Origin of the sequence: Dokdonella sp., assembly GCF_039926425.1 — a bacterium.
GTDB lineage: Bacteria > Pseudomonadota > Gammaproteobacteria > Xanthomonadales > Rhodanobacteraceae > Dokdonella_A.
In genome coordinates this window covers 1-11,025 of sequence record NZ_JBDSWZ010000255.1, presented here as the reverse complement: position 1 = coordinate 11,025, position 11,025 = coordinate 1, and the positions used below count along the sequence as shown (strand labels likewise).

Here is an 11,025-nt window from a genome sequence, read left to right as displayed (position 1 = left end):
TGGTCGTGAACGCATCGACGCGTGACAAGGACCTCGCGTGGATCGAACGCCAGGCGAAAGCGTTCGAGGTCGCCGTGACCGAGCGTCCCGACTTCGCGATGATCGCGGTGCAGGGTCCGAATGCGCGCGAGAAGGTTCTTGGCCTGCTGTCCGAAGAGACACGCACGAAGGCTTCAAAGATCGGCAAGTTCGTTGCGGTGCAGGGCGACGACCTGTTCATTGCCCGCACCGGCTACACCGGTGAGGACGGGTTCGAGATCATCGTGCCCGAAACATCGGCCGTCGCGCTGTGGGAAAAGCTGGCCGCGGCAGGTGTCGCGCCGGCGGGACTCGGCGCGCGCGACACGCTGCGCCTCGAAGCCGGCATGAACCTCTACGGTCAGGACATGGACGAAACCGTCACGCCGTGGGAAGCGAATCTCGGGTGGACCGTGTCGCTCGACGAAGGGCGCGCGTTCATCGGTCGCGACGTGCTCGAGCGACAAAAGGCCGAAGGTGCGAAACGGGTCATGGTCGGACTGGTGATGGACGACAAGGGCGTTCTGCGGCACGGGCAGCGTGTCGTCACGCCGCACGGGGATGGTGAAATCCTCTCCGGCAGCTTCTCGCCGACGCTCGGCAAATCGGTCGCGTTTGCGCGCGTGCCGGCAGGGACGGCGGGAACGGTCGAGGTGGACATTCGCGGCAAGCTCGTTGCGGTGCGCGTGGTCAAATACCCGTTCGTGCGCGAAGGCAAGGCATGCGACGGCGTCTGAACTGATCGTTCGCGCACAATCGGTTCCGTTGATAGACTTCGCCCGTTGCCAGAACTGGCCCCCCTGCTGCTCATCCAAGGACACCTGCCATGCAAGAGATTCCCGGCGACCTGAAATTCCTGAAGTCCCACGAGTGGGCACGCGTCGAAGACAAGGGCACGGTCACGGTCGGCATTTCCGACCATGCGCAGGGCCTGCTCGGCGATCTCGTCTATGTGGAACTGCCGAGCATCGGTGACACCGTCAAGGCCGGCAACGCGGTTGCCGTGGTCGAATCGGTAAAGGCGGCGTCGGACGTCTATGCGCCCGTCTCGGGCGAGATCGTCGCAGTGAACGAAGCACTTCCGGACAAGCCCGAGACGATCAACGAGGATGCCTACGGCGACGGCTGGATTTTCGTCATCAAGCCGGACAACCTCGCCGAGGAGCAGGAAGAACTGCTCGACCCGGATGCGTACGCCGAACTGATCGAGAGTGACGAGGACTGACCACCGGCGTTGCCGCCATGCATGGTCTTCGAGGGCGCACGCGAGTGCGCCTTCTTCGTCTGGAGGATGCCTCGCGTCTGCGGCATCCAGCGCCCCGGTTGGTCACCCTCGATGTGTCCCGCGTGCAGGCAGGCGTTCGTTCTCGCCGCGTGATGCTGTCGGATTTGTTGCCGTACGGAGTTGAATGATGTGTCGTTGGAGATGACGCTTCCCGGTCCCGACTCTGCAAGCGTGGTGATCTTGCGCCGGTGGTTCTCGATGATTCCATCGGTTCGAAGAATGGATGCCGCTTCACCAGGTGGCACCGACTTCGGCGCGATGAGCGATCGCGACTTCTCTTCGATCGATACGAGAACGTCACGGCGCACGACGAAGGCATGAGAGCGACGAAGATCATTCGAGCTCGCATGCGACGAAGGAAATTTCGGTGTGCAATTTCCTTCGTGTCGACAGTGATGTCGGTCGCGTCGCCGCTCGTCCCGACGCGAAAATTCTTCGAATCCGCCAGGCATTTGAAAAATATTTTTTCCGCCGTTCACCCGCCGTTGGGTCGGCACTGAGGGTCGTCGCGGGCGCATTGCGTTGCAGTCGAATCCACGTTGGTGCGCGACTGCTCGATGCCGTGGCGCAAGAGCGGTGGTTGATCGGAAAGGGCTGAAAGCCGCGCCACAGCTTGCTCTCCCGCGTTCCGTCGATCATTTCGCGCGGGAATGAATAGACGTCTATACGTTTAGCCGGCGGACTGGAATGCAGCTGGAATCCGGAGATTCCGGGGTACCGGGAGGGTCGAAAAAAGGAGTGAGCAGACGTGTGGGAACTGCTTGTTTCCCCTCAGAAATTTGTTGACACGCGCAAAGGACAGTAATAGTTTCTGCGCCGGCGTGACAAACAAGTAAAGGAAATATGACTGCAGCTCGATTCATCGCCCCGTACATTGAGCACGGTACGAAGGCCGGGGCGGTGAAGAAAATCACGGTGTCGGTTCCGTTCCACATCTTGAAGCTACTTTCAAACGAACGAACCCGACGCCAGGTCGCCGACCTACGTCACGCGACCAACAGTGATTTGCTGTGCGAAGCATTCCTTCACGCTTTTACTGGGCAACCACTTCCTACTGACGAGGAGTTAAGACGCGATATGGCTATGAAGAAAGCAGCAGCAAAGAAGAAACCGGCCGTCAAGAAAGCAGCAGCCAAGAAGGCTGTGAAGAAGGCCGTGAAGAAGACCACCGCCAAGGCAAAGACCGCCACCGCTCGCAAGACCGGTGTGGCCAAGAAGCCGGCAGCAAAGAAAGTAGCGAAGAAGGCTGTGAAGAAGGCAGCCAAGAAGGCCAAGTAAGTCCTTGGCTTCACTCGGGCTCGGTCGATCGGGCCGATAGCCGCTGGGGGCTTCGCGTCGGAGTCAGGCGTGAAGTCCACCAGCAAAAAAGTTGAAGTGACACCGCAACACCAGAAGTAACCGTGGAATGAAAACCTGAACTCTCCCTGCGGGTACGCCCAGCGCAGGGGGAGTTTTTCTTTTTCCGGCATGCCCTTTCACGAAGCGACCCGCCTCGAGACGTGATCGGGTTCTGCGTCGTCTGCGCAGCCGCCGCTTCGCGGGAAGGCGGACAGATCAGCCAGACTGTGGAGAGGGCAGGTTTGAAATCTGTCCGCGTCTGCGGCAGCCGTGCTCATGCGGAAGAACCAATGCGGGCGTAGGCCGCTCACTCACCTGATTTGATCAGGAGTCCGCAGGCGGGCCTTCGTCGGAACGGTCGCCTTGTGCATCCGATTGCCGGTTCGCCATTGCGTCCGCGAACAATGCGCCGAGTGGCGCGCGCAGGGCGAAGGAGAGTCCGCTTGCTGCGATGCGCAGCAAACCACCGAGGCGTCGAAGAGGCAGCAGTGTGATCAACGCACCGCTTGCGAATCCGGCGCCGACGATCCACAGCGCTCCGGATCCGCGAAGATGCCTGCTGAGACTGCGGGACTTCACATGAAAGGTCTGTCGCGCGTCCGAGAAACGCACGAATGCGAGCTCTGCTTCCCGCCGGCGCTGGATCAAGCTCATGACTTGGGTCGACCCAGTTGAAGAAGCGCACGTCGGGTGCGCGGGAGGCCCAGATCTCGCGAGCACCCGCGCATCGCCAGCAACACAACGACGACGCCGACGATGTTCGCCAGCGCGACGCTGCCGATTCCGTAGAACACATTGCCGGTGAGCTGATAGATGCCGGCGGCAATCGCGGCGCTCGTCGCGAGCCACGCACCCACCCCCAGGAACACCAGCGCGAAGCCCAGCCAGACGAGCATCAGCACGCTGCTGCGCGCCAGCCGAAGTTCGGATCGCAGCAACGCCAACATCGCCTCCGCCACGCGCATCGCCTGATCGAGCGCGGCGCGCGCGGCGGAAAACGTATCCGGTTCGGGTGTGGCTGCCGAGTCGGTCGACGGAGCGGCGCCGTCCATGGATCAGCGGCTACGCAACCAGCGTGACACCACGATGCCCGCCGCGAAGGCGATTCCGAACGCGGCCATCGGATGTTCGCGAACCTGCTCGGCCGCCGCCTCGCCGAATTTCTTTGCGCCTTCAGTGAAGCGCTCTCCCGCATCGCGCAAGTCGTCTTCGAGTTGCGCGCCGTTCGAACGCAGCTTCGAGCGCAAGCGATGCATCTCGCCGGCAGTTGCATCGGCGCCGTCACGCGCAGTCTGCGCAATCTCTTCGCCGCCGTCTTCGACCTGTTGTTTCACTTCACGAACGCTTGCCATGGTTGGGATCCTTTCTGGAGTTGGGAAGTTGAATCCGCCCGTCGATCGCGCGACGCGTCTGCATGCGACGCGAGCGATCGGAGGGATGACACAGCTTAGTCGCCCTAAACTGAATGGACCTCGCAGGGGTCTGTGCGTCCGGGGGTGCGATACCGGCACGCATTGTGCATTTATTGCGACTGGATTCTCGGAAATACGTTATGTTCGCTCGATGCACTGCGGCAGTAGCGACATTCCACATCAACGGCTTTGGGGGTGACAGATGCGGGATTTGATCGACAAGGCACGCACACTTGCGACCAGCAAGCCGAAATACTCGATGCGCGGAGCGGCATCCACCGCGCAGATTTCGATCGTCCTTGCACTCATTGTTCTGATCGGCCTGGTGGCATGGTGGTTCCTCGGTTCATCTGGCGCAGGGCCTGCGAGCACGCCGGCGGAGCCGTCCACAGCGACGTCAACCTCAGCGCCTGGTGCATCCGACAACACCGCGGCCGTCCCCGAGCAGGATCTTTCGTCCGACCAGTTGTACAAAGCCGCACGCGGGGCGATGGGCGATAACCGGATGACCGCGCCTGCCGGCAACAATGCTCTGGAATATTACCTGCGCATCCTCGCCAAGCAGCCGGATGACTCGGGCGCGAAAGACGCGCTCCGCGAATTGTTCCCGTTTGCGACCGGCGCGGCCGAGGATCAGATCAATCAGGGCAACTTCGATGAAGCGGCGCGGATCATGAATCTGCTTTCGAAAGCGGACCCGAGCAACTATACGCTGACCATCCTGCGCAGCAGGCTTGATGCGAAGAGAAAACAGAGCGAGCGCGAGCAGCAGGTTGCCCAGCAGGCGGCAACCACTGCCGCAGCTGCCGCGGCGGCCAAGGCGCAAGGCACCAGCCAGACGACTGCCGCTGCTGCTGCCGCTGCGACTGCGAGTTCTGCCGCAGCCACGGGCGCAGCCGATCCCACAGCGACGACCACACCGACGACTGCCGCCGCGCCGCCGCGCGCCGAGGTCGCTCGCACGGCTCCGCCGCCCGCGTCGGCGCCTGCGCCTGCTCCCGCACCGGTGGGCGAGACGCGGGATGTGCAGGTCGTCACCGCGCCGCGCCCCGCGTATCCGCCGGCAGCCGTACGCAGCCGGCAGGATGGCTGGGTCGAAGTGGAGTTCACGGTGGGAGCCGATGGTTCGGTGCAGAACACGAAGGTGGTTTCGTCAAATCCTCCGCGCGTGTTCGACCGTGAAGCGGTGCGTGCGATCGAGCAGGCGAAGTTCCAGCCGCGACTCGAGAATGGTCAGGCAGTCGCCTCCACCCTGCGTCGCCGGATCGAATTCAAACTCGGCAACTGATTGATCACTACGATGGCGTGCGGTGGCGCGATGCGTCTCCGCACGCACGCGCGACGGTACCGAAGCCGCTGCGCGTGGATGTCACCCGTGTGCGATCGTTGTCACTTTCGAACAACGATCGGATGATGACGCGCCCGCGGATCAGGCGATCAGAAACGACTCAGTCCCCGCCGCCAGGAAGATCCTCAGTGTCTGCGCGGTCGATCCCGGCCCAGTTCACCTCGGGCAGCCCGAGATAGCGATCGATCAGCATCGGCATCAGGCCGATCGGCATGGGCGACTCGCAGTTCCACAGCATCACCGCACCGAAGCGGTACTTCGGCAGGAACGCAATCATCGCGCGATACCCCTGCACCGCGCCGGCGTGGAACACCAGCGTGGTTCCGGCGTAGTCGTAGATGCGCCAACCGAGCGCGTATTGCGCGTCGTTGATGCGTCCCCTTCGCCAGGACGATGCGCGGGTCTCGCGTTCGGTCTCGACCAAGGGCGTGTGCAATGCAGTCAACAACGACGGCGACAGCACATTCGGGCGTCCGCCCATCTGCGCGATCAGCCATTGCTCCATGTCGCGGATGCTGGCGTTGACGCCGGCCGCCGGGGCGACGTGGTAGTAATTTTCGTTCGGCACGAACGGCGACCAGCCGTTGGCCGCGTGGTGATGGGGACGCGCCCAGCTCTTCGACCCTTCCAGTGCATCGCGGCCGTAGGTGGCGGTCGACATGTGGAGCGGATGGAAGATGCGTTTCTCGACCTGGTGATAATAGAAATCACCGGTGACTGCGTAGGTGACATCGCCGATCAGGCTGAAGGCGATGTTCTGGTAGCCGTAGCAGTCGCCGACCGGACACGCCAGCGGAACGTCCTTCAATCGTTCGACCAGGAGTTCGTAGGGCTCATCGTGTTCGAGCAGATTGTCGTAGGTGTTGTGTGGCAGGCCGACGCGATGGCTGAGGATGTCGCGCACTGTCAGTTTCTGTGCGGCGGCATCATCGTTCAGCGTGAACGTCGGAAGCATGCCCGCGACCTTGGTGTCCCAGTGCATGAGTCCGTCCTGCACCAGCACGCCGGTGAGCGCGGTCGCGAAGGCCTTGGACAACGATGCGAGTCGGAACACTGTTTCACCGGTCACCGGTTCGCGCGAGGTCCAGTCGGCGAATCCGACGCCGCGCTCGAGCAGCACCTTGTCGTCCTTGACGATGGCGGCCGCGAGGCCGGACACATCGCTCGACGCCGCAACTTCATCGAGCCAGCGATTGAATTCGCGCGCAATCGCGGGTGCGTCGCGCGAGACCGCGCGCTCGTCCGCGATCGGAACCACGACAGGCGGCGTGATCGCGACGTTGCGCGCACGCACGATCGGCTTCTTGCCGCGCTTGCCTGCAACGGCCGGTTTTACACGGATGCCTGCGACCTTGTGCTTGGCGGCGGCGGCCGCGGATTTGCTCGCAACCGACTTGCCCGAAGTCGTGTGCGAAGGTTTCGATGTCTTTGCCTTGCCGGCTGCGAGGGATCCGGCGGAAAAAAAGATGGACCCGAAAATGGCCATCGCGATGACGATGCGTTGCGTGCTGCTCAATGCGATCTCCGGGGTCTGTAACGACCCTCGTGGTAAGCTCGAAAAACGGCCAGAGTCTACAGGATGCGTGTCGGCCAAATGTGCAAATTCCGGCAACCGGCACTCGCTGCATCGAGCTTCATCACGCGGTGGATGCCACCGCTGCGTGCGCAGGGCCGACGTCGCTGCGATTCCTCCATTCCCTTCGTGCAATCTGAGGATGAACCATGGGCTCGATCATTGTTCTGGCGATCCTGATCGGCATCGCTTTCTTCGTCGTCGGCCTCTATAACGGCCTCGTGGCGGCGCGAAACGGCTACAAGAACGCGTTCGCGCAAATCGATGTGCAACTGACGCGGCGGTACGACCTGATTCCCAATCTCGTCGAAATCGCGAAAAGCTACATGAAGCACGAGCGCGAGACGCTTGAGGCCGTGATCCAGGCGCGCAACTCCGCGGTGTCGGGACTGTCGGCCGCGAAGGCGAATCCCGGCGACGCAGTGGCGATGCAGCAGCTGGCCGGGGCCGACAATGCGTTGACGCAAACGCTCGGTCGATTGTTCGCGCTGTCCGAGGCCTACCCGGATCTGAAGGCGAACCAGAACATGATGCAGCTCAGCGAAGAGCTTACATCGACCGAGAACAAGGTCGCGTTCTCGCGCCAGGCGTACAACGATGCGGTGATGGGTTACAACAATCGCCGCGAAATGTTTCCCGGATCGATCATTGCGAACAGCTTCGCATTTGCGCCTGCGGAACCTCTGAAGATCGAATCGGACGCAAAGCGCGACGTGCCGAAGGTCGCGTTCACCTGAGCGTGGGGCGATCGGATTCGGGCGCGCGCGGGATCAACACGATCGGGCGTCGCACGCGCCGCATTCCGCGATGAATTTCTTCGACCACCAGGACCGGGCACGCCGGCAGACGCGCCGAATGATCGTGCTCTTTGCGATCGCGGTCGTCGCAATCGTGGTCGCAATCGACGGGGTTCTGTACGTCGCAATGGGCGTGGGCAACGGACGTCATGCACAGGACGCCGGCGCGGCGATGGCGGGAATCAGCGTCGTCGTCCTGCTGGTCATCGGGCTTGGGTCGCTTTATCGCGTCGCCTCGCTGCGCGGCGGCGGGGCCGTCGTCGCGCGCCAGCTCGGTGGCGTGCAGATCGAAACCGACACCGCCAATTTCGCGTACCGCCGACTGCGCAACGTGGTCGAGGAGATGTCGATCGCCGCGGGCGTGCCCGTGCCGGAGATCTTCGTGCTTGAAGAGGAAAGCGGAATCAACGCGTTCGCATCGGGCTACGCGCCGACGGATGCGGCGATCACCGTCACGCGCGGTGCCATCGACAAGCTGACGCGCGAGGAACTGCAGGGCGTGATCGGCCACGAGTTCAGTCATGTTCTCAATGGCGACATGCGGCTCAACATCCGGCTGATGGGCATCGTGTTCGGCATTCTGGTTATCGCGACGATCGGACGGAAGCTCGCCGAGTTGTCCGGACGGAGTCGCGGTCGCGATTCGGGGGGCATGGTCCTGTTCGGTCTCGCCGTGTTCGCGGTCGGCTATATCGGAGTGGTGTTTGGACGCGTCATCAAGGCGTCGGTGTCGCGCCAGCGCGAATTCCTCGCCGATGCATCGGCGGTGCAGTTCACCCGTCAGACCGACGGTATCGCCGGCGCATTGAAGAAGATTGGCGGCCTTGCCGAAGGGTCGAAGCTTGCCAGCAGCGACACCGAGGAGGTGGCGCACATGCTGTTCGGGGACGGAGTCGGATACTCCGCGTTGTTTGCGACGCATCCGCCGCTGATCGAGCGCATCCAACGCATGGTGCCTTCATTTCGCGCCGAAGAATTCGATGCGATCGCGTCTGCGTGGTCGCGGCCGGTGCGCGTGGGTCCTGAGGAGTCGGAGCGAGCCGATGTGTCCATTGGCGGATTTGCGCCGATGGGGTTGCGATCGTTCGGGATCGCTGCTGACGTCGCGATGCTCCCTCGCGCGGATGCGCAACTGCGGTTGTCGCCAACGGGCGTGGTCAGCCAGGTGGGACATCCCGGTCTCGACGATCGCAGCGCTGCTGCGCAGATCAACGAATCCATTCCGCAGGCGCTGCGTGAAGCCGCGTGGCAGTCCGGCCAGGCAATGCCGTTGATCTTCGCGTTGCTTCTGAACGACGACCTGGCTGTGCGCGAGCTCCAGTTGGCCGTGCTCGACGAACGCTACGACAGCGGCACGCGCGCGCTCGTACAAGCGCTGGCGACAGAGCTGCGTGGACTGCATCCGATGTTGCGACTGCCGCTGGCGTCGCTGTCGTTTCCTGCATTGCGCCGGCGGCCGCGCCCGCACCTGACCGTCTTCATGGAGACGCTCCGCGCGCTGATCGACGCCGACCGTCGCGTCACGCTCGACGAATACTGTCTCGCCAAGCTCGTCGGGCTGCAGGTGATGGATTCGCTCAGGCCGGCAGCGACGCAACCGATGTCGAGCCTGAAGTTGCCCGGGCTCGTTGCGGAACTCAAGGATCTGCTCGCAGTCGTTGCGCGGTACGGGCACGACGATGCGGCCGGCGCGCAGCGCGCATACGCGCTTGGGCTTCGCGAAGTGCTTCCCGATTCCGCGATCGACTATTCCCCACCGTTCGACTTCGTCGGCGCGCTCGATCGTGCGTTGCCCCGCCTCGATCACCTTGCGCCGGCCGGCAAGGAACTCGTCGTCCGCGCATTGACCATCGCCATCAGTGCCGACGGGGTCGTCAGCGTTGCGGAATCGGAACTGCTGCGGACGGTGTGCGCGGCGCTGCATTGTCCGCTGCCTCCGATGCTGCAACGCGCCGCCTGATCGCCGGGCGTCGGTGCCGGCGCAGACTATGCATGCGTTGCAGGTGAAATGGAGCGCGCTGCCTTTTACGGTTGGCGCCCGCGTACTTGCGCTCCCCCGCTGCGTCGGGGAGCATACCGGGCCCGCGCCCCCGACTTTCCAATGCCGCCGCAGCGTCCCGACCCCGTACATGCACGCCTGGAAGAGCTGGTCCACGCCTACAGCGCGAAGGTCCGGGGAATCTTGCGCACCTACGGGCTCGAAAAACACGGCATCGATGCCGCGGATGTCGAGCAGGAAGTGCGCATCAAACTGTGGCATGCGATCGAGCGTGACCGGTCCGGGGCCTTTCATGCGTCTTATGTGCAGAGAGTGGTAGCGAGCACGGTGATCGACGCTTTGCGTCGAGCCCAGGTTCGCGCCACCGAGCCTCTTCCGGAGGAAGATGACGAGGCGGTCGACATTGGCGAGACGTCGGTGTCACCCGAGACGAGCGCTGGAGATTCCGAGCGCATGCAGGGCCTTGAGCGCTGCATGGCCGAGATTCCCGAACGACGAAGGTTGCCTATCTCATTGCATTTGCAGGGTTTTTCCTTGCAGGAAATTGCCGATCTGGCCGGGATTCCTTCGGCCGAGGCGGCTCGAAAACTGGTGTCACGCGGGATGGATGAGCTGAAAACCCGGCTGCGTGACTTGGGTTACGGAACCTTTGAAGACTGAAGCCATGAACGACATGTCCCTTTCCCGTTTGTATCGGCGCCTGGTGGCGTCACGGCCCGCCGTCGAGGTCGATGCGGTTGAACTGGCGGATGCGATGGCTGGAGACGGCTCGGCGTCGGCAGAGCGCGTTGCAATGGTCGCGAAGATCGCACCGTCGCCTGCGCATGCAGCGCTGGCGCGAATGCTTCAGGCCCTCAAGCCGGAATCCGAAGCACTTGCCTCGTCCGTTCGGGACAGCGCGCGCCTGACCCATCCGATGCGCCAGCGCGACCAGCGCGTTGCGGCCGGTGCGCGACGCCACGTCAAGATTCGGCGGATCAGCGGCATTGCCGCGTGTCTGGCAGTGGCGTTCGGTCTGTGGTCGTGGCAGGGAAGTCACCGTCAAGAGGAGGTCGTCGCCCGCGCAACCTCACATTCGGGTGACAGGATCTTCACGACGCGGGATCAGATCTTTGCATCGTCGGAAGCGGCGCCCGCGCAGAATCAACAACGCGGAGATCAGCTCTTCAAGGCAAATTTCACGTCTGGAAGCTGACTGCGCCGCGCCCTCGGATCATCGATCCAATTCATCAAAACGCCCGCACAGCCGGGCGTT

12 protein-coding genes are annotated in these 11,025 nt (G+C 63.0%); 8 read left to right on the top strand and 4 right to left on the bottom strand.

The window, feature by feature from the left end; all coding sequences use genetic code 11:
• The 3 genes from gcvT to metJ form a co-directional block, all read left to right on the top strand.
• On the top strand, positions 1-755 hold a 755-nt coding region (gene gcvT / locus ABIV12_RS14735; protein WP_348060644.1), incomplete at its 5' end, for a glycine cleavage system aminomethyltransferase GcvT.
• 89 nt (positions 756-844) lie between these two features.
• Complete coding sequence (gcvH, locus tag ABIV12_RS14730; RefSeq protein WP_348060642.1) at positions 845-1,243, top strand: glycine cleavage system protein GcvH; 399 nt, start codon at positions 845-847, stop codon at positions 1,241-1,243.
• Positions 1,244-2,146: 903 nt separating this feature from the next.
• On the top strand, positions 2,147-2,581 hold the full coding sequence (metJ, locus tag ABIV12_RS14725; protein ID WP_348060640.1) for a met regulon transcriptional regulator MetJ: 435 nt from the start codon (positions 2,147-2,149) through the stop codon (positions 2,579-2,581).
• 384 nt (positions 2,582-2,965) lie between these two features.
• Here metJ and ABIV12_RS14720 read toward each other — a convergent pair whose 3' ends face one another.
• Genes ABIV12_RS14720 through ABIV12_RS14710 form a run of 3 tightly spaced genes read right to left on the bottom strand, consistent with a single transcriptional unit; the run spans position 2,966 to position 3,993 of the window.
• Positions 2,966-3,295 carry a hypothetical protein gene (locus tag ABIV12_RS14720; protein WP_348060638.1) on the bottom strand — a complete coding sequence of 110 codons (330 nt, stop codon included), beginning with the start codon at positions 3,293-3,295 and terminating at the stop codon, positions 2,966-2,968.
• A complete protein-coding gene (locus ABIV12_RS14715; RefSeq protein ID WP_348060636.1) occupies positions 3,292-3,693 on the bottom strand; it encodes a hypothetical protein in 402 nt (133 codons plus the stop codon). Before ABIV12_RS14715 ends, ABIV12_RS14720 begins: the two co-directional genes overlap by 4 nt.
• 3 nt (positions 3,694-3,696) lie before the next feature.
• Positions 3,697-3,993, bottom strand: coding sequence for a hypothetical protein (locus ABIV12_RS14710; RefSeq protein WP_348060634.1), 297 nt, complete (start codon positions 3,991-3,993; stop codon positions 3,697-3,699).
• A 262-nt stretch (positions 3,994-4,255) separates the two neighbouring features.
• Here ABIV12_RS14710 and ABIV12_RS14705 point away from each other — a divergent pair, with 262 nt between their 5' ends.
• Positions 4,256-5,341: a TonB family protein gene (locus ABIV12_RS14705; RefSeq protein WP_348060632.1), complete on the top strand. Its 1,086-nt coding sequence runs from the start codon at positions 4,256-4,258 to the stop codon at positions 5,339-5,341.
• A 160-nt stretch (positions 5,342-5,501) separates the two neighbouring features.
• Here the strand turns inward: ABIV12_RS14705 and ABIV12_RS14700 are convergent, their stop codons facing one another.
• A complete protein-coding gene (locus ABIV12_RS14700; RefSeq protein WP_348060630.1) occupies positions 5,502-6,917 on the bottom strand; it encodes a serine hydrolase domain-containing protein in 1,416 nt (471 codons plus the stop codon).
• A 206-nt stretch (positions 6,918-7,123) separates the two neighbouring features.
• Here ABIV12_RS14700 and ABIV12_RS14695 point away from each other — a divergent pair, with 206 nt between their 5' ends.
• The 4 genes from ABIV12_RS14695 to ABIV12_RS14680 all read left to right on the top strand — a co-directional run bounded on the left by ABIV12_RS14695 (position 7,124) and on the right by ABIV12_RS14680 (position 10,965).
• Positions 7,124-7,711, top strand: coding sequence for a LemA family protein (locus ABIV12_RS14695; protein ID WP_348060628.1), 588 nt, complete (start codon positions 7,124-7,126; stop codon positions 7,709-7,711).
• A gap of 70 nt (positions 7,712-7,781) precedes the next feature.
• Positions 7,782-9,731: a M48 family metallopeptidase gene (locus ABIV12_RS14690; RefSeq protein ID WP_348060626.1), complete on the top strand. Its 1,950-nt coding sequence runs from the start codon at positions 7,782-7,784 to the stop codon at positions 9,729-9,731.
• 141 nt (positions 9,732-9,872) lie between these two features.
• Complete coding sequence (locus tag ABIV12_RS14685; protein WP_348060624.1) at positions 9,873-10,430, top strand: sigma-70 family RNA polymerase sigma factor; 558 nt, start codon at positions 9,873-9,875, stop codon at positions 10,428-10,430.
• A 13-nt stretch (positions 10,431-10,443) separates the two neighbouring features.
• Positions 10,444-10,965: a hypothetical protein gene (locus ABIV12_RS14680; protein WP_348060622.1), complete on the top strand. Its 522-nt coding sequence runs from the start codon at positions 10,444-10,446 to the stop codon at positions 10,963-10,965.
• The last annotated feature ends 60 nt before the right edge of the window (positions 10,966-11,025 follow it).